Here is a 21,404-nt window from a genome sequence, read left to right as displayed (position 1 = left end):
ATCAACCTTTAAAAATTCTTTAAACAACAAACTTTTTAAAACCGCACAGAAACCTTACCTCTTAAATAAAACGGAGTACCAGGTGTAAAATGAATTTCTTCTACTGATGCGGTTTCGTTGAACAGTCTACTTTCTGTAGCAAACTGAGTTTCGTTCCATTCGGTATCAAATAAATTTTCAACAATTACACCAACTGTCCAGTTTTTGATATGGTAGTTTAGGTTTAAATCTGTTACGAAATAACCCTCTGCAACAATACTATTATCTTCATTTGCAGCTCTATCACCCAAATATCTATAGTTTAAGTTACCTGAAAAATTACCAATATCACTGAAAGACAATCCACCTACAGCTGTAAAATCGGGAGCTAACGGAATATAATCCTCACCATCAGCTTCTTCTGTACTTCTTGCATACGTATAGTTTACATCACTATATAGATATAACCAATCTAACATTTGGTAACGACCACCAACTTCAACACCAACTCTTCTGGTTTTACCACTTGGCTCAACAATACCGGCATCGCCTACATAAACAAATTCTTGATCCAAGAACAATCCCCATAAAGTTGCATTAAGCACTAGTTTATCTATTGGCTTAATGATAGTTCCGAAATCTACACCATATGCTTTTGGCAGCACATCTCTACCTTCATTTGCCGTTACTACTCGAGCATCGTTTGAATGAAATCCTAAACCGGTTTTTAAGAATAATTGCGAATTTCTATTCACGGAATATAAGGTGTTTAATTTCGGACTCACTAATGCCTTGCTTTCGCTTTTGTTATCATACAACTCGCTTAGCTTGTTTTCATATTCGAAATTGAAATAATCTAATCGTACTGAAGGATTAAAGGTCCAGTTTCCTGTTTTGTATTCTCCATTCACAAACCCATAGATATTGGTTTCGTCTACATCACCAAATGCATACTGCTCTAAAGATGTTTTTCGATTTAATGTATGCTCTAAAGTAACATCATCTACATTATCATTTCTAAATCCGATACCAGTAGAATATTTGAATCTATCATCAGATCCTACCACTATATCAATCTGTTCGAAAACAGTTTCGGCACCCATTATGGTTCTATCTTCATACTGTCGTATTTGGTCACCATTTATAGGATCTTCTAGAAAGAATGTGAAATTTGAGAACAACTCAAAATCATACTTGCTCACAAAAGCCCTTGTCTTTAAAAATTGATCCTCACCTAAGAATTTGGTATGATTCAACATTAAGTTCGTTCTGCTAGTTTGTCCGCCTTCAGTGTCATCAATAGCTCCAAAACGACCTATTATGTTTTGATCAATTGCGCGTTGCGGAATTTGACCAGAGGCATCCCACTTGCTTTGAAAATGAGAAGCGGTTAATGTCAGCTCTTCTTTTCCGATATCTTTATAATGATAGCGACCCAAAATGTTTACACGATTAAAATTTTGCGGCGAATCAAAAGGTCCGTCGGTCAAATAAATTTCTGAGGCTAAATACGCATCACTTTTACTACTTTCAAGAATATTGAAAAGACCAACAAATCGATTGGTGTTAAACTGACCCGACTCGTAAAAAATCATGCTTTTGTCAACACTTTTCTTAAGACTTAAATCGACATAGCCAGCAGTATTGAAATCTCCTTTATCTGCGTAATATGGTCCTTTTCCGAAGTTAATATTATCTATAGTTTCTGGAATTACAAAGTGTAAATCAGCATACCCTTGTCCGTGAGCATGAGATACCATATTTACGGGCATACCATCTACACTTATTGCGACGTCTGTGCCATGATCAATATCAAATCCTCTTAAAAAAATCTGTTCTGCTTTGCCGCCACCTGCATGCTGACCAATTAATAGACCGGGTACTTTTCTTAGTATTTCTTGAGATGATTTTACAGGGTTGTTCTGTACATCTACATTCACAATTCTACTCATGGCATCAACTTTAGAAACGACCACAACCTGATCTAAATTAATACTAGATTCTTCTAAAGTGATATTAACACCCTCTTTTAAATGGTCTTGATTTACTACAAGAATAAATGTTTTAAAACCTAAATTAGAAAAATAAACAGAGTCATTTACCGATGTAGAAGTGAGTGAAAATGCTCCTGATAAATTAGTATGGCTGTGCTGCCCTGATGTTTGATTAAAGATACCGACATTCTCTAAAACGGCACCCTCTTTATCGGTTACTTTTCCTTTAAGGTTCTGTGCTTCTACATTAATTGATGCAATAAAATAAAAGGGAAATATTAAAAGCTTTAATGCCCGATTATAGCTGTAAATCATAAAATAAAATCTAGATAAGGTTGTCTTTTAATCTACCTACGATAAAAAATGACAAAGGTTTTAAAATTTATAGAAAGGCAAACACAAGGTTTGGGCATATGAAACTAATTTTGATACGTTTTATAACAATGTTTTAACGATAAGAGTCAAGCAATTTTATGTAATTATTTGAACTTTGCGCGACAAACAATACACTTTACAAATTAAAAATATATGAATAAGCAAGCATTATTAACTCCGTTTCATAAAAACTTAGATTTAAAGAATAGGGTAGTTATGGCACCTATGACTAGAAGTAGGGCGGCAAATGAAGGAAACATACCTACAGAAGATTTACATGTACCATATTACGCTCAAAGAACATCTGCAGGATTACTTATTACTGAAGGCTCACAAGTCTCTAAAGATGCCGTAGGTTATATTAACACTGCAGGTATATATTCTAAAGAACAGGTAGAAGGCTGGAAAAAAGTAACGAAAGCCGTTCATGATAAAGGCGGAAAGATTTTTATTCAATTGTGGCATGTTGGTCGTATGTCTCACCCAGATTTTCACGATGGCGAATTGCCATTGGCTCCGTCAGCATTGAATCCTAATGCGAAATCATTCACAACTGGAGGATTTAAAGACACAGTGACCCCAAAGGCAATGACCATTGAAGACATTAAACAAACAGTTGAAGATTTTAAAAACGCTGCTATCAATGCTATTGAAGCAGGATTTGACGGAGTAGAAATCCATTCTTCTAACGGGTATTTATTTCACCAATTTTTTAATGGAACTTCTAATATCAGAACAGATGAATATGGAGGGAATATAGAAAATAGAACACGCTTCTTTTTTGAAGTTTTAGATGCTATGAAAGCCGTAATTCCACAAGAAAAAATAGGAGTACGATTTAATCCGTCGTTGAACGATATGTTCGGTATCACTTTAGACGAAGAAACAATACCAACTTTCGAATATATTATCAAGAAACTGAATGATTATGATTTGGCTTACGTTCATTTATCCGAACCATTTAATGACGTTTCTAATGTACCATTCGCTGTAGAACATATTGCGAAACATTTTAGACCTCTTTATAATGGAACTTTAATGATCAACGCTGGTTTTGATCAAGAATCTGGTAATAAAGTTATTGAAGTAGGTAGTGCAGATTTAGTTGCATTTGGTAAGCCGTTTATTTCTAATCCTGACTTAGTTGAGCGTTTCGAGCATAATTACCCGCTTGCAGATTGGGATGCAGACACTTTCTATACTCCTGGTAAAGAAGGATATATAGATTACCCTGAATACAGTGAAGCAAACTAAAACTTTTTTAAAAATTAATTAAAAAATAAAAGCAGCCAAATGGCTGCTTTTATTTTTCCTACTATCTAATTGTATCGGTGTCTTGTTCTAAATTTTCATTTTCGGCTCCGCCTTGACTATATAGTTGATTTTCTTCATCCTTTAGGTTCATTTGATTTTTTGGCAAACTACGTCCAGGTACATCTAAATCATTTCCTGCAAAATCAACATCATTTTTTCGATTGATTAATTGAACATCATCGCCACCATCTGTTCTTGTATTTTTAGTCTTTTCTCCTAATGCAGATAAATCTTGTTCTGTAACATCAGAATTATATTCCGCTTTATTATTTTCACTTTTCATAATTATTTTTTTAAGTATTATCAGCACAAGGTATAAGTACTACATTTTTATCCTTATCGCTTTCAAATAAAATTTATGCTCTTTTAAGAAAACCTATGTTGCATAACCTCATGTCAGTAGAAAAATGTAATTGTGTTAAGAAAAAAAGGTAAAGCATTAAGGTTAACGGTAGTATTTAGCCAACTTGCAAATAAATAATTTGAAGATGGAAAATGTATTAGTAGCTGGTGCCAATGGTACCACAGGAAAAAAAAAAGTAAACCTTTTAAAAAGTTCTCAATATTTTGAACCTATTGCAATGGTGTGTAAAGAAGAGCAAAGAGAACAGTTTGAAAAAGAAAATATAAAAACAGTTTTAGGTGATTTAGAAAAAGATTTATCACATACGATAGATAATATAGACAAAGTAATTTTTGCAGCTGGATCCGGTGGTAAAAAAGTAGTTGAAGTGGACCAAGAGGGTGCCAAAAATCTAATAGATGTTTCTAAAAAAGCAAATATTAAAAAGTTTGTAATGTTAAGTTCGATGGGGGCAGATAACCCTGAAGAAGCCAGTGACTTAAAAGAATATTTGAAAGCAAAACACAATGCAGACGAATATCTAAAATCTGCGAATATAATGCATGCCATTGTAAGACCTGGTTCTCTAACAAATGATGCTGGTACTGGTAAAATTGAATTAAAATCTAAATTAAATAAGCAAGGTTCAATTACCAGAGATGATGTTGCACAAACCTTAGTAAGGTCGCTATAAATTCAACTTTTGAAATAATACAGGGCGAAACCTTAATCGGGAAAGCTATGGATGCTTAATAAACAACTAAAAAATAGTCTCTAAACAAGATATAAAAGTCAATACTCATAGTATTGACTTTTTTAAGTTCAATAAAATTCCACCATTACTATTTAAAGTATCTATACTTAACCATGTTATGTATCTTCGTACTAAACTAAACAACCTAAAATATGAAAAGTTTATTTTTAAAGATAACTATGGCGCTCGCCGTAGTAATAGCGCTAAATTCTTGTAAAGAGAATAAAAAAGAAAACAATGACAGTGCCACAACCCAAGTAGAACTTGATAGCACAGATTTGGCTTTGCTAGACTTAAACTTACCTGAAGGTTTTAAAATTGAGGTTTACGCTAGGGGAGTAGATGGTGCGCGTTCTATGGCTATGGGTGATAATGGAACCTTATTTGTGGGTACGCGTACAGAAAACAATGTGTACGCTATTCAAGATACTAATGCCGATTTTAAAGCTGATAATATTATAGTCCTTGATACGATGGAAGTACCAAATGGTATTGCCATGAGAAACGGAGATTTGTATGTTGCTCAAGTGAGTAGCCTTTGGAAATATCCAAATATTGAAGATCAGATTGGTGGTGAGCTAGAAAAGGAATTAATTTATAATGATTTTCCAACGGAATTTCATCACGGATGGAAATATATAGCCTTCGGACCGGATGATAAGCTTTATGTTCCTGTAGGAGCACCTTGTAATATTTGTAATAAGACGGATGAAGATGAGCGATTTGCAACTATCTCAAGAATGGATCCTGACGGTAGTAATCGTGAGATTTATGCTAGAGGAGTTAGAAACTCTGTCGGGTTCACTTGGCATCCTGACACAAAACAAATGTGGTTTACAGACAACGGTCGCGACATGTTAGGTGATGATATTCCGCCTTGCGAACTAAACACAGTAACCGAAGCTGGTCAACATTTTGGATACCCTTTTTGCCATGGTGGTATTGTTAAAGATCCAGAATTTGGAGATTTACGCCCTTGTTCAGATTTTGTTGATCCTGCTTTACAGTTAGATGCTCACGTTGCTCCACTTGGTATTAAGTTTTATACAGGTAATATGTTCCCTGCGGAATATAAGGGTAAAGCTTTCATTGCAGAACACGGTTCTTGGAACAGAAGTAAGAAAGTAGGCTATCGAATTATGATGGTTGATATTGAAGATGGCGAAGTTGTTAGTAGCGAAACTTTTATTGATGGTTGGTTAGATGAAGTAGTTCAAAAAGCTACCGGAAGACCAGTTGATTTATTGGTATTAGAAGATGGTTCTATGCTTATCTCTGATGATTACGGTGATGCAATTTATAGACTATCATATAGCAATACAGCGGTAGCGAGTAACTAACAAGAATAACTTCTAAGATTTTAAAAAAGTAGCCTTTTTGGGCTGCTTTTTTCGTTACAAAATGTTTAAGTTCTTTTCGCAACCCTTATATTTATACTCCTTATTTATTTAGAACATCTTATCATGAACGACTCAAATTCTCGTAGAACATTCTTAAAACAAACAGGTGTACTTTCGGTAAGTTCTATGCTAACCTTATCTGTATTGCCAATGGATTATAAATATAAAATGGGTTTGCAGTTATTTACCATTCGCGATGCAATGGCCAAAGACCCTATCGAGAGTATTAAATATGCACGTGAATTAGGATATGTTGACGGGGAGATTTATGGCTATGATGTTGACAACGATACGTATTACGGTATAAAATCTAAGGAATTCAAAAAACAGATAGATGATTTGGATTTTACCATATCTAGCGGACACTACGATTTTTCTAGTCTTTTTAATGAGCCAATAGAAAAGCTTGAGCGTTATGTAGACCAATGCATAGAAGGTGCTATCACCCTTAATAGTAAATACATTACATGGCCATGGTTGGCACCAGAATATCGAACAATTGAAAATTTTAAAATTCTGAAGGATAAATTAAATGTAATAGGAGAACAGGTAACCAATGCCGGATTACAGTTCGCTTATCATAATCACGATTTTGAATTTACAGACCATAATGGTGAGCAAGGCTATCATATAATTTTATCTGGTACAGATTCAGATTTGGTAAAACTACAAATGGACATGTACTGGGTTGAGCATTCCGCAGATAAGAGTCCGGCTGAATTAATTGCTGAAAACCCTGGTCGCTATGTTATGTGGCATATAAAAGATATGGACAAAGTAACTCGAGATTATTCTGAAATGGGTAATGGATCTATTGATTACAAAAGTATGTTGTCATCTATCAACAAAGATGATTTACAATATTATTATATAGAACAAGGCGGTAATTTTGCTAAGAATTCTATGCAGAGTATTAGCGATAGCGCTACTTATTTCAAAAAACATCTTCAACGTTATTTATAAGCTATATGAGCTATCCTGATAAAGTATACCTAAACGGAAATATTTTAAATTCTACAGATGCTAAAATATCTGTTTTCGATCGCGGATTTATTTTTGGTGATGGTTTATACGAAGTAATGGTTCAGATAAATGGCAAATTCTTTTACGAAAAGGAACATCTAGAACGCTTACAATCAGGACTCCAAAAAATCAATATAGAATTTAATGTTATTGTGCTCTCAAATGAAATTGCCACTTTATTAAAGTCAGTAGGGCTAACCGATAAAGATTGTATGCTTTATATTCAAATTACTAGGGGAGTAGCACCAAGACAACATTCATTTCCTGCAGATATAAAACCTACAATTATGATGTATGCCGTACCAAAGGTTTTGCCTGAAATAAATACTGTAAATGCCCATGTAATTACCAGAAAAGATTTTAGATGGTCTCGTTGCGATATTAAAATGACGTCTCTTTTAGGTAATGTGATGTTGAATGAAGAAGCCATGCAGCATGAATGTTACGAAACTATATTACATAGAGACGGAGTATTTACTGAGGCATCTCACAGCAATCTGTTTTTTATCAAAAATGGAGTAGTATATACACATCCGGCAGATGAATATATTCTTAATGGTATTACTAGAATTGTAGTAATTGAGCTTTGTCACTCTTTAGGTATAGAAATTAGAGAAACTCCTATTTCATTATCAGAATTGAATACTGTTGATGAAGCATTCTTAACAGGTACGAGTACACAGATTGCTGCAATTCAACAAATTGATGACTACAAACTATATACAGGAAATGAAAAAGGCCCCGTAACACAAAGATTACAAGAGGCCTTTTTAAAACTTAAGTAAAATCTTAATCTACCTTGAAGTACGTAAAAAACTCATCTGTATCCTTAATATCCATAAGGTTTAAAATGTAGCATACTTCACTTAAGTCAGAAAAATCAAGTCCGCCTTCAGCAACACTTTCATTTAAATATCTACCATCTTTTCCGTTATACTTGTTTCCTAAACGGATAGCGGTATCCCAAACTTTGGTTAAATGTTCATCGTTTAACTTAGATTCCCAATCTACCTTACCATCAGACTTTAAACCTGGTGTACCATTACCCAATTCATTACCATCTGCAATTTTATGGTAATCTGTAACCGTTTTTGTATACATAAGTTTAACAGGTTTGGTAACAGATTCATTCCAATCGCTATGCTGAACTACATGAACACTTTCTCTTGTTTTAATCGAAAGATTTTTTCTTGACAACTCTTTAACCCATTCTGAAGTGAAATCTGACTGACCGGCTTCTGCCACCCAAATAGAACCTCCATTTTCAATGATTTTCAAAGCCTTAGTTACCACTTTAACTACCGAAGTTTTCCATTCTTTATCTGCATCTAACCAATTTTCATGGAAGACCATTGGCATGATTTCGTTTGGTGGCACATACAAACCTTCTTGAATACCATAAGTACCTGCAACTACGAGATAATTCAGATCTTTATAATCTGGGTGATTTAGTAGCGTAGCAAAACCTGCTGCGGTATGTAAATCGTCAATATCGGTTTTACAGTCTAACTGCACTAGCAATAAATCTTTATCAATATTGAATGCTGTTTTTTGTGCATTTAATCCCATACTAAAGAGTAGGGCAAATGTTAAGCCTAATATTATTCCATTTACACTGATTGCTTTTTTCATTTTAGGAAATTTGAGTTAATTGATTTGTTGTTTCTACTAAAGTATCAAATATTACCTTGATTATCATAGAATTTATAGCCACGCTAACCATGCAAACTTCGATTCTAATGGAGAACTAGTCCTATTGGAGGGTAAAAATGTGACTATTATGGAGTGGTTAGCTGCTCAAAAAAAGTAAGAATTGCCTTAATTATACTCAAAACAAGCAAAAACTCTTAAAGTATTCACAAAATTTCGATTTAAAATAAGTTTAAACGCTGTTTGTCAACTATTGGCGCCATCTTTGCTGCCTAATAAGTATTATAAATTAAATTACATTACAATGAGTAAAGGAACAGTAAAATTTTTCAATGACACAAAAGGATTCGGTTTTATCACTGAAGAAGGAGTTGAAAAAGACCACTTTGTACACATTTCAGGTTTAATCGACGAAATTCGTGAAGGCGATGAAGTTGAATTCGAACTTAAAGAAGGAAACAAAGGATTAAACGCAGTGAACGTTAAAGTTATCTAAGACATATATACTTTCAAGTTTAATAAAAAGCTCTTCAGAAAGGAAGAGCTTTTTTTATTACCGCTCATTTTTAAGTCTATCGAAATCTTTTTCTAATTGAAATAACTTCTCTTCTAGATTAAAGTTGGTCTCTGGTAATCTGTGATAGAACACGTATCTAACACGCCACATCTCTTTTATTTCTTTAGGTTGTAATTCTACATCATCTACATTTTTGTGCTCGGCACGTAAAACATAAGTATCATTTCATGAAACTATTGTTGAAGGAGTTTATTCGTTCAATTATCATGATTTTATTTCTAGAATGAATTTATTTGTTTCAGATGAAGTCCCCGCATTTTTAAAGTTTAAAAAGACAAAACACGAAATAACCGAAAAGCTAAAAATTGATTTAAAGTTAGAAGAATTTAAGCCAAGAGTGCTTACGTCTTTCGTACGTAATAAATTAATTGATGAAGTATATCTTCCAATTTTCGGTAACAATTTAGCGAAACAACTAGGTACGGTAGGTGCAAACAAACGTACCGATAGAATGGGTATGTTGCTTTTGATATCGCCACCAGGTTATGGTAAAACCACCTTGATGGAATACATAGCAAACCGACTTGGTTTAATTTTCGTTAAAATAAATGGACCGGCAATTGGTCATGAGGTTACCAATGTAGACCCTGCTTCTGCAAAGAACAGTGCTGCTCGTGAAGAACTTAAAAAATTGAATCTTGCTTTTGAAATGGGAAATAACGTGATGCTATATATTGATGATATTCAGCATTGTAATCCAGAATTTTTACAAAAGTTCATTTCCTTATCAGATGGTACTCGTAAAATAGAAGGTGTATACGAAGGTCAGCCTAAAACATACGATTTACGTGGTAAAAAATTCTGCGTAATAATGGCAGGTAATCCATATACGGAAAGCGGAGAAAAATTTCAAATTCCAGATATGTTAGCCAACCGTGCCGATATTTACAACCTTGGTGATATTATTGGCGAAACAGAACACTTGTTCAGACTAAGTTTAATTGAAAATTCACTTACCGCAAATCCTATTTTGCAGCAATTGGCAAGTAAGGAATTTGACGATGTGTATACATTGGTAGAACAAATAGAATCTAAATCTGACGAAGGTCAACTTATTGGTAACCATTCTAGTCAAGAAGTTGAAGAATATAAAAAGGTACTTGAAAAAGTACTACGGGTTAGAGACGTTTTGTTGAAAGTAAATGCAACATACATTAAAAGTGCTGCAATGCAAGACGAATATCGTACAGAGCCTTCTTTTAAACTTCAAGGCTCTTATAGAGATATGAATAAATTAGTGGCTCAAATTGTACCTATCATGAACGAAAAAGAACTAAACACCATGTTACGTTCTCATTATGAAAACGAAGCACAAACCTTGACAGGATCTGCTGAAGCTAATTTACTAAAGTACAATGAGTTAATAGGAAACCTTTCAACAGAAGAAGATATACGTTGGAGTGCTATTAAAGAACAATTTGTAAAGAACAATAAGCTAAAAGGATTTGGTAATGCTAATGAAATGGCACAAGTACTTTCCCAAATGATGGAATTTTCTGAAAATTTAGCGGGTATCAAATCGGTTCTTGAAAAAGGTCTGAATAACGAGTAGCTATCAACGAGAGGTTATTTTTTTCTTTTATTACTGAATTTCAAGCTTTCACGTCAAAATAAAGATGTAGTTTTGCACCCGCAAAAAAGCTGTATTATGAAGCGCATTAATGAATACAAGAAACTCTTCGGGGTTGAAAAAGAGATTGAACTTAAAGCACTTAAGTCCACGTATAGAGGCTTAGTTAAAGAATGGCACCCAGACAAGTTTCAAGAAGGTGATGAAAAAAGAGAAGAAGCTGAAGTTCAAAGTCGTCGTATTATTGACGGATACCACTTTTTGGTAAGTATCGCTCCTGAAACCAAAGAAGCTAATAAAGAAGTATACAACGAGTCTATAAACTCTGGTGTTGCTGATTTTCAGCATAATGGTTTAGTTTTAGAAGTTACTTTCGTTGATGGTGCTACGTATGAGTACTTCGGTGTAACGAAGCCTATTTTTCAGAAAATGATCAATTCTAACAAGCTGAACAGATTCGCGAAAAGAACAATTTTCCCAAATTATTTGTACAGAAAATCGAAACGTGACCTTCAAGAGGCATAATCGTATATAAATTAATGGTTATCAAAAACGCATGAAAAATCAAAAAGAGATTTTATCAAAATTGAATATTGATGCGTTAAATCCGATGCAAGAGAGTGCGTTAGATGCTATCTCATCATCGAATAATACCATTTTACTTTCTCCGACCGGTACAGGAAAAACTTTGGCTTTTCTTTTACCGGTTTTAGATTTTATGGACCATAACGATCCTGAAGTTCAGGTATTGATTTTAGTTCCTTCTCGCGAATTGGCTATTCAGATAGAACAGGTTATTCGTAATATGGGTACTGGTTTCAAAGTGAATGCCATTTATGGTGGTAGGGCAATGTCCAGAGATAAGATAGAGCTAAAACATACTCCTGCAATTTTAGTTGGAACACCTGGTAGAATTCTTGACCATTTTATGGCAGATCGTTTTACCAAAGAGCATATTAAAACTTTAATTCTTGACGAATTCGATAAGTCTTTAGAAGTCGGATTTGAAGAGGAGATGACTGAAATTCTTGCGGATTTACCAAATCTTAAAAAGCGTATTCTTACTTCTGCAACGGAAGCTGTTAAAATTCCCAAGTTTGTTGGAATGGAAAACCCTAGAAGAATCAATTATCTTAAGAAAGATACACCTTCAAAACTTACCATTAGCACAGTTATCTCTGAAGAAAAAGATAAGTTGAAAACATTAGTTCAACTTTTAAAATATATTGGAGAAGAACCAGGTATTATCTTTTGTAATTTAAAGGATAGTATTGAAACTGTTAGTTTGTTTCTAAGTCAGAAAAATATTCTACATGAGTGCTTTTCTGGTGGTATGGAACAGAAAGACCGCGAACGTGCTTTAATTAAATTTAGAAATGGTAGCAGTCGTATTTTAGTTGCAACTGATTTAGCTGGTAGAGGTATTGATATTCCTGAATTAAATTTTATCATTCATTACGAATTACCACAACGTATTGAAGAGTTCACGCATCGTAATGGTAGAACTGCTCGTGTAAATGCAACAGGAACTGCCTATGTTATAAAATGGGATCAAGAATCGTTACCAGGGTTTATTTCAAATTCAAAACCAATTAGCATCGGTAAAACCAATAGGTTAGGGGACCCTTTTTGGGAAACGTTATTTATTTCTGGTGGTAGAAAAGATAAAATATCTAAAGGTGATATTGCGGGACTTTTCTTTAAACAAGGTGGTTTGAACAGAGAAGAATTAGGAGACATTGAACTAAAACAAGATTGCGCTTTTGTAGCAGTGCCTAAAAGCAAATCAGATAAACTTGTAAACGAGTTAAACAACTCCAGATTAAAAAAGAAAAAAGTGCGTATTACCGTACTTTAATCATAGTTAGTATTTTTGCCCTTTTTAAGGTAGTATGATGAAGGATAAACAACACGAGAACGAAACTGAAATCGATTTAACTGAGATTGAAAGTTGTATTGAAATTTTAAATCGTTTGGTAACAGATACCAATCAAATATTTGAAATTCCTGAAGATAGAAGAATTGCCTTAATTAAAGTTGCTGGTCAATTATCTCGCCCAAACAAGCAAGAGTTCGCTAAAAGGGTAAAGGATGCCAAACGTAACGAAAAAAGAAAGCAAGCTGTTCGCGATAAGCATGCTCGTAAAGAAACAGGTATAAGAAGCGCACGTGAAGCTCATGTATTTGTTGCTCCAAAATTACTACCCGCTGCTGAATTGGCAAGTAAAGATTTACCAGAACTAACAACACCTCGTAATTGTTACGTTTGTAAGGCTGAGTTTACTAAGCTGCATCATTTTTACGACACCATGTGTACAGATTGTGGTGATTTCAATTATGCGAAAAGATTCCAGAATGCCAATGTAAAAGGTCAGGTTGCGGTTATTACCGGATCTCGCTTAAAAATTGGTTATCATATTACGTTAATGTTACTTCGTGGTGGAGCTACCGTTATAGCTACCACACGTTTCCCTGTAGATTCTGCGCTTCGTTTTTCTAAAGAGGAAGATTTTATGGAGTGGGGGCATAGACTTAAAATTCACGGTTTAGATTTACGCCACATCCCTAGTGTTGAAATATTCTGCAATTTTATTGAGCAGCAATATGACAAGCTCGATATATTAATAAACAACGCGGCACAAACGGTACGTAGACCCGCAGGTTTCTACCATCACTTAATGGAAAATGAAGAACGTGAGTTTTCTTCATTGCCAAAGTTTGCCCAAATGGTTTTAAGCGACCATGAAAGTTGTTTAGATGAATTAAAATCATTCAGCTCTAAAGCTTCTCCAAATCAAAACATGCCGGTTACTTGGCACGGACCAGAACCTGGTATCGGTTTACGAGCTTCTGCGAAACTATCTCAAATTCCGTATAGTTTTGATAATGCCTTAGTTGCGCAAGAAGTATTCCCTACGGGTGAATTAGATGCCGATTTACAACAGGTAGATTTACGAAAAACGAACAGCTGGCGTTTAAAATTAGGCGAGATAGAAACCACTGAAATGATTGAGGTTCAGTTGGTGAATTCCGTAGCACCATTTGTGTTATGTAATCGATTGGCAGAGTTGATGAAGAAAGAGAACACTGGTCAGAAACATATTATTAATGTAACTGCGATGGAGGGTAAATTCCACCGTTTCTTCAAGGAATCTCGTCACCCACATACCAATATGGCGAAGGCTGCATTGAACATGTTAACGCATACTGCTGCTGGTGAATTGGCAAAAGACGGAATCTTCATGAATGCAGTCGATACGGGTTGGGTAACTGACGAAGACCCTGCAGAATTGGCTAAGAAGAAGCAAGAAGTACACGATTTTCAACCGCCTTTAGATATTGTTGATGGTGCTGCTAGAGTAATGGATCCACTTTTTGACGGTATCAATACGGGCAAACATTGGTGTGGTAAATTTTTAAAGGATTACTTCCCAATTGATTGGTAATATCACAACGTTTAAAAGCTTTTATTGCTTCATTCTCAATTGTTTAGAAACGTTTAATAAAAAGTTAAAATTTATACGTTTCTAATTTACTAGTCTGAATCTATTTTCGTTTTTTTGCGGAATGATTAGGCTAACTACCAAAGTATTACTACAATTTCTTGCATTTATTATCGTCGGAATTTCTATTCCAATGAATGCTCAAGAAACTCAAACGTATAACGGACCTTTACAAATAGGTAAGTATGACGGTAAAGCAACTTACTCTTACAAACTTGTTGAGAACGACACTGTTCTTGATGGCGATTTTACAGTATTACGTTCCAATCTTCAAGAGCTCTTAGAGAAGCAAGATTATTCGTTTCAATTTAAGGGTTCTTTCGTAAACGGTACTGCTAACGGACCATGGAAATTTCAATTCGGAGAATTCAATTCTAAAAGTCAGTCTGAAGTAATAGATTATCAATACCGTGTTCTAGTTAGTGGAATTCAGAAATCTGCTATTGGTAAAATTAAAATGGGCAAGCCCAATGGTAAATGGACTATTTTAGAAGAAGAAATAGAAAATTCTGAGATATCTAAGACCTTATTTAAAAGTGTTATCTCTTTCGATAACGGTGTACCACAGCAAAACTTTAGTATCAATAATGAAAACTATACACTTGTAGGTAGATTTCTGCGTGATGGTTTGGCGCATGACGAGTGGTCGTTGTTTCCTTCTAATGGTATGGACCAATCTGAAAGTTGGTATTTTAAAGATGGTCTATTACAGTCTATTAGAGTAGATGATGAAAGTGATCATAAAACTATAAAGGCTTATGAAGGGTATAACGGTCAAACTAAAATCATCAATCTAAATGCGGGTTATATTAAAGCTTTAGAAATTCAACTTTCGCAAGTAGATGTTGATATTCTTCATCATAATAGTCTACCAGAACTTTTAAAACAAAATGCAGCACGTTATCAAGAAGTAGATGAGATATTATCTGAATTGGGTAAATCAAAGTTTCTACCAGAGTTGAAAGTTAAGGTTCCTTATTACCCTCTTGATTCATTAGAGGTTACTAAAGTTGATAGTATTGTATCTTATTATAAAAAAGCACATGAGTTAAGCGAATCTATCTTGCATAATTCACAATTGAATATCCTAAAATTATCCGATAATAATACAGCATATCAATATAATACGGTACTTCAATTGAAGGAAAATTTCTTAAAACCTATTCAAGAAATTGTAAGTTATGATTCTTTAAAAATTTTAGAATATACATCGCCAGAGCAACTAGTAAACCATGTGTTTCCTACCGGAATGCCAAGATCTGAAATGGATATTAAAATCAAAATAGATAGTGTTGAAGCATCTAAATTGTATTCGATTCCATCTACCGCTTTAATCAATTTCGAAAATTCAAATATCGAGAATATTGAAGCCGTTGCTAAAATGGGTTATGACGGAATATTAGCTATTGCGAATGAAGTAAAGGAATCGCTGGCTCAGGAAAAACGGCAGAATGAGTTAGCGAGTTTAGAAGAAGAAATCATATCACAGAACGATTTATTAGTAACTTTTATTGAAGCGATAAACGATAGTATTTCACTAAAATATGCCAATTCTTTACATCAGATTAAACTTTTTGCTAGTACTACGTTGAACGATTACTCAAAAGTAAAATCTGCTCAAAACAGATTAGCTGCTGCTAGAAATACGGTTGGATGTCTTGACAATTTAAACGATTTATCAAGAACAATTTCGCAAATGCCAGTATACCATACGGCTATAAAAGAAAGTTATACCGATCGTATATGGAATCCGTTTATGGCAACATTGATGGATGAGGATATTAAAAAGAAAATCACTTCAGCTTACTCCAAAATTTTAGAACCTTACTTCTTAACTGAAATAGAACAACATATATCATGTGAGACTATTGAAGATTTAAACAACACTATTACGGCTACGTACAAAAAGGTTCTAGAACTTAAAAATCAAGACACCAAAAAGCTGGAACGAAAGCTCAAAAAAGAAAGAGACCCTGTTACCGTATTAGAGATGTTGAATGTACAAAACACTACAAAGCAATAACCTATGAAAACGTTTCGTAGACATATCGTAAAGCTTTCTTTTTTAATGCTTTTCGCCTTATTTTTTCAAGGATTAGCGCAAGAAAAGGAAGCAGTAGAATTGCCAGAATATTCGAAGTATAAAGATTTAGGTACCAAAACCTGGATCAATACTTACGGGAATATTAGAATAAGCAAACGCTTATTTTGGGACGCACAAACACACCTTAGGTTATTTGAAACGGAAGCTACACCATTTTTCGGGCAAGTAGCTCAAGTTTATAATAGACATGCCATTGGATATATACACTCGAAATATTTTAATGTTCGTTTAGGCGGAGTATTACGTTTAAACTTCAATACAGACGAAACCTCTACGGACCGAAATTTAGTGCCTGAATGGCGTATTTGGCATCAGTATCAGTTTGCGCAGTCATTGGCTAGTATGATGATTTATCACCGTATTCGTATTGAACATCGTTGGACACAAAGTTTTGTGGAGAATAGTGAATACATATTTAGAAACCGATGGAGGTATATGTTTAGAATGAAAATTCCGTTGAACGATCACAAGCTAAAACCTAAGACATTATATGTTGCACCTGAGGCTGAATTAATTATGCAAAGTGGAAAAGCCGTTGTCGATAGTCCTATGGAAGATTTACGATTAACAACAACGTTAGGTTATATTCTTACACCAAGATTGACCGTTGCTGCCGGTGCAATGTATTCACAAGGTCAAGATCTAAAGAACGGCGGATATTACAAGCAAAGTTGGGCGATGCGTTTTCACGTATATTTCTCTCCAGATTTCAGAAAGGTAAAAAACAAGCTTCCAGAAATTCACTTAACAGATTAATACCATAGAGCAAAAACACACTATGAAAAAAAGAGATGTAACATTGTACGGTCTGTTAGCCATCATATCCGCATTGGCAATTTATTTTGGTATCAAGTCAAGTACGCTTCAAAATGAAATAGGAGAGAGTAGCAAGGCAAAAAAGGAGTTAGATGTTCTTGTAACCGGCAATAAGGAGTTAGTTGCAATCGACTCTGTTTTAATGAAAGGTGATTATAATAAAGCTATTGAATCTTACAATACTACACTTCAAAATCACGAAGAGTTGAACGCTGTTATTCCATTACGTATTGCTCTTGCTCAAAAGTTAATGCAAAACAATATTGTAAATGCTACTGATAAGGAAACCGAAAAAACTTCCATCGATTCAATTGCTATTGACCCAGTTGCGCAAAGTGAAATTAGAAGTATCGATTCTTTAAGTTTTGCATTAGAAAAAGCCCGCGTTCAGTTAAGTAATATGCGAAAGCAGCTTAATAACAAATCGTTTGGTGAATACCTTAGTTTTACTAGTAAAAAAGGTACTGATTTGCATTATGTTGGGCAGGTAAAAAATAATAAAGCCAATGGTGTTGGTATTGCCGTACTTGAAACGGGTAGTAGGTACGAAGGTGAATGGAAAGACAATCTACGCGAGGGCAATGGAACATTTTACTGGCCTGATGGTGAATATTACATTGGTAGTTACAAAGATGACTTGCGAAATGGTGAAGGCACTTATTTTTGGCCTAACGGTGAAAAATATAAAGGACAGTGGAAAAACGACAAGCGAAATGGCAAAGGTATTTTTCACAAGAAAGAAGGCTCTGTCATAAGTGGCATTTGGGAAAATGATAAGCTTAAAGATACTGACAAGTAGATAATACACTATCATAACAGTATATTATATAAATTTCTGCAACGAGATTAGATCAAACCTCAATATGTAATGGTCATATTAAGAAAATCGCAAAAATCATCTTGAACGTATGTTTTGCATAATGGTTTAAGTAACTTTAGGTCTTAACCAAACTATTATTCAAACCTAAATGAAATCGTTCTTTCGTTACCTAACCGTTGCATCGTTTGTATGCATTTCTTCATCCCTTTTTTCTCAAGATTTTTCAGCATTGGAGTATCGTACTATTGGTCCGTCACGAGGTGGTCGTGTTACCACTGTTACCGGTACACCTGTTTTACCGGGTACTTTTTACCTAGGCGCTTCTGGTGCTGGAGTATGGAAAACCGATGATTATGGTACATCTTGGAACAATGTTTCTGACGGTTTTTTTGATACGGCCTCTATTGGTGGTATTGAAGTTGCCGTCAATGACCCTAATATCGTTTATGTTGGAACTGGTTCTGACGGACTTCGTAGTAATATTATTAGTGGTAAAGGAGTTTATAAATCTATAGACGCCGGAAAAACCTGGGATCATATCGGATTAGCAAAAGCAGGACAAATTGGAGCTGTAGAAATTGACCCTACCAATAGTAATATAGTTTGGGTTGCAGCAATTGGCGATGCGTTCAAAGCAAATGAAGAACGTGGTATCTATAAAACGATTGATGGTGGTGTTACTTGGGAAAAGATGCTACACATATCTAACACAACCGGATTTGCAGATTTAGAGCTATTACCCGGAAACCCTAATGTTGTTTATGCTGCTGCTTGGAAAGCACAACGTACACCTTGGACTATCATATCTGGAGGAGAAAACAAAGAAGGCGGTATTTATAAGTCTGTAAATGGTGGTAAAGACTGGATTAAACTAGAAACAGGTTTACCGCAAGGATTAATAGGTAAAATAGATTTAGCCGTTTCTGCTATTGATTCAAGTATTCTTTATGCTGTAATTGAAGCACCTGGTGATCAAGGCGGTGTATACAAATCTGTAGATCAAGGTAAGACTTTTGTACAGACATCTAATCATAAAGGGTTGGTCAATAGACCTTTCTATTATATTAATATAGAATTAGACCCTACCAATCCTGATATAGTGTATTCAAATGCCAACCCATTATTAAAATCTACCGATGGCGGAAAAAATTGGACAACGATGTCGGTTCCACACGGTGATAATCATGATATATGGTTAAACCCTAATAATCCAGATTTATTAATTCAATGTAACGATGGTGGTGCTAATGTTTCTCATAATGGTGGTAAAACATGGTCATCGCAATTCAATCAACCAACAGCAGAAATATACCAAGTTTCTGTCGATGATCAATATCCTTATTGGATCTATGGTGCTCAGCAAGATAATACCACCATAGCGATACCAAGTTCAGCACCTAGTGGAACTTCTGCTCAGGGTACTCAAGTTATGATTGAGGTGGGTGGTTGTGAAACTGGTCCGTCAATACCAAAACCGGGCAATCATAATATCGTTTATAACAACTGTAAAGGTCGCTTTAGCGTTTATAACAAAATTACCGGAGTAGGTAGGGAATATTCTATTGGTGCTTCTAATATTTACGGTCATAATCCTAAAGATTTAAAATATCGTTTTCAGCGTGTAGCTCCTGTTCATGTTTCACCACATGATCCAGATGTTGTTTATATGGGGTCTCAATTTGTGCATAAAACAAGAAATGACGGAGTTATTTGGGAAACCATTTCTCCTGATTTAACAGCTTTTGAAGCTGATAAGCAAGTGATTTCCGGCAGTCCGATTACCAGAGATATTACAGGTGAAGAATATTACAGTACTATATATTCCATAAGAGAATCAAAAATCAAAAAAGATTTGATCTGGACAGGATCAAATGATGGTGTGGTTTCTTTGACTCAAGATGGCGGACAAACTTGGACGACCGTAACGCCTAAGAAAATGCCTAAAGGTGGTAGAGTGGAGTCTATTGAACCTTCTCAATTTAATCCTGCGACAGCATATATATCTGTAGATAGACATTTATTAGGTGATACTACCCCATATTTCTATAAAACGGCAGATTATGGTAAAACATGGGAATTATTGAGTACTGCTACAAACGGAATTCCGTCTGACTATACCGCTAAAGTATTACGTGAAGACCCTGAAACGGCGGGAATCTTATATGCAGGTACTGAATACGGCATGTTCGTTTCTTTAAACGATGGCCAAGATTGGAAATCTTTTCAGCAAAATTTACCGGTAACACCAATTACCGATATCATTATTAAAAGAGGAGATTTGGTTTTAAGTACTATGGGACGTGGTTTTTGGGTATTAGATAATATTACCTCCTTAAGAAATACAGATATTGCGACACTTTCGGATACTCCTGTTTTGTTCAAACCAGATAATACGATTAGATATCGTACACCAAGAAGAGCAAAAGGTTTTCCTGACTATCCTTCAACCGGAGTATTAATTGATTATTACTTGCCAAAGGAACTTAAAAGTGAGGTGCAATTAGAAATTTTAAACGCTAACAAACAGTCTGTCGCTTCTATTTTAAGTGATTCTACAAAGATTAAATCAAATAAGGAAGAAGTTGAAAACATGGGGCTTAGTATGACTTTTAGTTACTTTGATACAAAGCTTGAAACCAAAAAAGGTATTAATAGATTTCAATGGGATATGCGCCAAAAAGGAGCGTGGAGCGACAAGGAATCTAGAAGCTACAAAAATGGACCAATAGTATTGCCAGGAACTTACACGGCAAAACTTATAGTAGGTAAAGAAACATTTGAGCAACCTTTTGAAATTCTGGTTGATCCAAGATTAGCTGAAGAAGGTATCGATGAAACAATTATAAAAGAACATTTAGTTTTTGAAAACAAAGTGTTAGCGCTACTGACCGAGGCTAGAAAATTTCAATCGCAATTAGAGAAAGAAATCAAGAAAACAACAGGAGACAAAAAAGCTTCTTTAGAAAAAACATTAAAAGAAATCAAGAATGATGAAGGAGCTTATCCACAGCAAATGCTAGTGCCTCAAATTGCATATTTATCTTATATAGTTGGAGGTGCAGATAAAGTACCTGGTAATGAAGAAGTAGAGCGTCTAAAAGATCTTCAACGGCAATTTACTGCTATTAAAGAACAGGTAGCATTCTAGTTTCCTATTTATTAATAATTAGCCCTTCGTAAGT

15 protein-coding genes and 2 pseudogenes are annotated in these 21,404 nt (G+C 34.8%); 14 read left to right on the top strand and 3 right to left on the bottom strand.

The annotated features are described in order from the left end of the window. Positions 1–35: 35 nt before the first annotated feature. The gene (locus Q4500_RS14030; protein ID WP_303600264.1) at positions 36–2,288 is read right to left on the bottom strand and encodes a TonB-dependent receptor plug domain-containing protein; all 2,253 of its coding nucleotides are present in this window, start codon (positions 2,286–2,288) and stop codon (positions 36–38) included. Between the two features lie 213 nt (positions 2,289–2,501). Between Q4500_RS14030 and Q4500_RS14025 the strand changes: the two genes are divergently transcribed. Next, positions 2,502–3,602, top strand: a complete 1,101-nt coding sequence (locus Q4500_RS14025; protein WP_303600263.1) for an alkene reductase — start codon at positions 2,502–2,504, stop codon at positions 3,600–3,602. A gap of 61 nt (positions 3,603–3,663) precedes the next feature. On the opposite strand, the gene Q4500_RS14020 is transcribed toward Q4500_RS14025, so the two are convergent. After that, the gene (locus tag Q4500_RS14020; protein WP_303600262.1) at positions 3,664–3,945 is read right to left on the bottom strand and encodes a hypothetical protein; all 282 of its coding nucleotides are present in this window, start codon (positions 3,943–3,945) and stop codon (positions 3,664–3,666) included. A gap of 205 nt (positions 3,946–4,150) precedes the next feature. Here Q4500_RS14020 and Q4500_RS14015 point away from each other — a divergent pair. The 4 genes and pseudogenes from Q4500_RS14015 (at position 4,151) to Q4500_RS14000 (ending at position 7,967) form a co-directional block, all read left to right on the top strand. After that, a pseudogene (locus Q4500_RS14015) lies at positions 4,151–4,758 on the top strand (SDR family oxidoreductase). A gap of 153 nt (positions 4,759–4,911) precedes the next feature. After that, on the top strand, positions 4,912–6,099 hold the full coding sequence (locus tag Q4500_RS14010) for a sorbosone dehydrogenase family protein (protein ID WP_303600261.1): 1,188 nt from the start codon (positions 4,912–4,914) through the stop codon (positions 6,097–6,099). Between the two features lie 123 nt (positions 6,100–6,222). Further along, entirely contained in the window at positions 6,223–7,122 is a 900-nt protein-coding gene (locus Q4500_RS14005; RefSeq protein WP_303600260.1) for a sugar phosphate isomerase/epimerase, read from the top strand. A 5-nt stretch (positions 7,123–7,127) separates the two neighbouring features. Further along, positions 7,128–7,967 (top strand): aminotransferase class IV, encoded by an 840-nt coding sequence (locus Q4500_RS14000; protein WP_303600259.1) that lies wholly within the window; start codon positions 7,128–7,130, stop codon positions 7,965–7,967. 4 nt (positions 7,968–7,971) lie between these two features. On the opposite strand, the gene Q4500_RS13995 is transcribed toward Q4500_RS14000, so the two are convergent. Continuing rightward, positions 7,972–8,814, bottom strand: coding sequence for a hypothetical protein (locus Q4500_RS13995; RefSeq protein WP_303600258.1), 843 nt, complete (start codon positions 8,812–8,814; stop codon positions 7,972–7,974). A gap of 322 nt (positions 8,815–9,136) precedes the next feature. Here Q4500_RS13995 and Q4500_RS13990 point away from each other — a divergent pair, with 322 nt between their 5' ends. The 9 genes and pseudogenes from Q4500_RS13990 (at position 9,137) to Q4500_RS13950 (ending at position 21,370) form a co-directional block, all read left to right on the top strand. Beyond that, positions 9,137–9,328 carry a cold-shock protein gene (locus tag Q4500_RS13990; protein ID WP_027067037.1) on the top strand — a complete coding sequence of 64 codons (192 nt, stop codon included), beginning with the start codon at positions 9,137–9,139 and terminating at the stop codon, positions 9,326–9,328. A gap of 247 nt (positions 9,329–9,575) precedes the next feature. Next, positions 9,576–10,961, top strand: a pseudogene (locus tag Q4500_RS13985) (AAA family ATPase); the annotation flags it as partial. 96 nt (positions 10,962–11,057) lie between these two features. Further along, on the top strand, positions 11,058–11,504 hold the full coding sequence (locus Q4500_RS13980) for a KTSC domain-containing protein (RefSeq protein WP_073244317.1): 447 nt from the start codon (positions 11,058–11,060) through the stop codon (positions 11,502–11,504). 31 nt (positions 11,505–11,535) lie between these two features. After that, the gene (locus tag Q4500_RS13975; RefSeq protein WP_303600257.1) at positions 11,536–12,837 is read left to right on the top strand and encodes a DEAD/DEAH box helicase; all 1,302 of its coding nucleotides are present in this window, start codon (positions 11,536–11,538) and stop codon (positions 12,835–12,837) included. A 37-nt stretch (positions 12,838–12,874) separates the two neighbouring features. Next, a complete protein-coding gene (locus Q4500_RS13970; protein ID WP_303600276.1) occupies positions 12,875–14,425 on the top strand; it encodes an SDR family NAD(P)-dependent oxidoreductase in 1,551 nt (516 codons plus the stop codon). A 121-nt stretch (positions 14,426–14,546) separates the two neighbouring features. Beyond that, a complete protein-coding gene (locus Q4500_RS13965; protein WP_303600256.1) occupies positions 14,547–16,505 on the top strand; it encodes a hypothetical protein in 1,959 nt (652 codons plus the stop codon). Positions 16,506–16,508: 3 nt separating this feature from the next. Next, the gene (locus tag Q4500_RS13960) at positions 16,509–17,342 is read left to right on the top strand and encodes a DUF2490 domain-containing protein (RefSeq protein WP_303600255.1); all 834 of its coding nucleotides are present in this window, start codon (positions 16,509–16,511) and stop codon (positions 17,340–17,342) included. A gap of 22 nt (positions 17,343–17,364) precedes the next feature. Further along, positions 17,365–18,201 (top strand): MORN repeat-containing protein, encoded by an 837-nt coding sequence (locus Q4500_RS13955; RefSeq protein WP_303600254.1) that lies wholly within the window; start codon positions 17,365–17,367, stop codon positions 18,199–18,201. A 169-nt stretch (positions 18,202–18,370) separates the two neighbouring features. Further along, positions 18,371–21,370: a hypothetical protein gene (locus tag Q4500_RS13950; RefSeq protein ID WP_303600253.1), complete on the top strand. Its 3,000-nt coding sequence runs from the start codon at positions 18,371–18,373 to the stop codon at positions 21,368–21,370. Positions 21,371–21,404: the final 34 nt, after the last annotated feature.

Source organism: Maribacter sp. 1_MG-2023, from assembly GCF_030547005.1.
Classification (GTDB): Bacteria; Bacteroidota; Bacteroidia; order Flavobacteriales; family Flavobacteriaceae; genus Maribacter.
The sequence above is the reverse complement of the archived record's forward strand: the minus strand, read 5'-3'. Positions and strand labels throughout refer to the sequence as shown.

Coding starts and splice junctions, on each gene's coding strand:
- Q4500_RS14030 (WP_303600264.1), bottom strand. CDS start 2,288: ATGATTTACAGCTATAATCGGGCATTAAAGCTTTTAATATTTCCCTTT.
- Q4500_RS14000 (WP_303600259.1), top strand. CDS start 7,128: ATGAGCTATCCTGATAAAGTATACCTAAACGGAAATATTTTAAATTCT.
- Q4500_RS13975 (WP_303600257.1), top strand. CDS start 11,536: ATGAAAAATCAAAAAGAGATTTTATCAAAATTGAATATTGATGCGTTA.
- Q4500_RS14005 (WP_303600260.1), top strand. CDS start 6,223: ATGAACGACTCAAATTCTCGTAGAACATTCTTAAAACAAACAGGTGTA.
- Q4500_RS13950 (WP_303600253.1), top strand. CDS start 18,371: ATGAAATCGTTCTTTCGTTACCTAACCGTTGCATCGTTTGTATGCATT.
- Q4500_RS14020 (WP_303600262.1), bottom strand. CDS start 3,945: ATGAAAAGTGAAAATAATAAAGCGGAATATAATTCTGATGTTACAGAA.
- Q4500_RS13960 (WP_303600255.1), top strand. CDS start 16,509: ATGAAAACGTTTCGTAGACATATCGTAAAGCTTTCTTTTTTAATGCTT.
- Q4500_RS14010 (WP_303600261.1), top strand. CDS start 4,912: ATGAAAAGTTTATTTTTAAAGATAACTATGGCGCTCGCCGTAGTAATA.
- Q4500_RS14025 (WP_303600263.1), top strand. CDS start 2,502: ATGAATAAGCAAGCATTATTAACTCCGTTTCATAAAAACTTAGATTTA.
- Q4500_RS13995 (WP_303600258.1), bottom strand. CDS start 8,814: ATGAAAAAAGCAATCAGTGTAAATGGAATAATATTAGGCTTAACATTT.
- Q4500_RS13980 (WP_073244317.1), top strand. CDS start 11,058: ATGAAGCGCATTAATGAATACAAGAAACTCTTCGGGGTTGAAAAAGAG.
- Q4500_RS13955 (WP_303600254.1), top strand. CDS start 17,365: ATGAAAAAAAGAGATGTAACATTGTACGGTCTGTTAGCCATCATATCC.
- Q4500_RS13990 (WP_027067037.1), top strand. CDS start 9,137: ATGAGTAAAGGAACAGTAAAATTTTTCAATGACACAAAAGGATTCGGT.
- Q4500_RS13965 (WP_303600256.1), top strand. CDS start 14,547: ATGATTAGGCTAACTACCAAAGTATTACTACAATTTCTTGCATTTATT.
- Q4500_RS13970 (WP_303600276.1), top strand. CDS start 12,875: ATGAAGGATAAACAACACGAGAACGAAACTGAAATCGATTTAACTGAG.